This is a genomic window from Streptomyces sp. URMC 126 (genome assembly GCF_051386555.1).
GTDB lineage: Bacteria > Actinomycetota > Actinomycetes > Streptomycetales > Streptomycetaceae > Streptomyces.
Window position 1 is genome coordinate 1 of record NZ_JBPQTX010001391.1, and the last position, 233, is coordinate 233.

The 233-nt window shown below is 63.1% G+C and carries 1 protein-coding gene; it reads right to left on the reverse strand.

Translation table 11 applies throughout. The annotated features are described in order from the left end of the window. Window positions 1–188: MFS transporter (locus ACSNOK_RS36400; RefSeq protein WP_436784923.1), on the reverse strand; the 188-nt coding region annotated here is incomplete at its 3' end. Window positions 189–233: the final 45 nt, after the last annotated feature.

Sequence of the window (233 nt, forward strand, 5' to 3'; positions counted from 1 at the left end):
GACATGCGGCCGAGCTGGCTGATCAACTCGGGCCAGCGGGCATGATGATGCGCCAGAAAGCGGGGAGATTCCGGCAATCGGAAAAACAGCACGACGCTGAGAGCGAGCGGCAGCAGACCACCAAGCCAGAACAGGCCGCGCCAGCCGAACGAGGGCAGAACGAAGCTTGCGAACACTCCGGCGAGCATGCCACCCAGAGGAACGCACACGATGGTCGCCGTAATGGCCAGAGT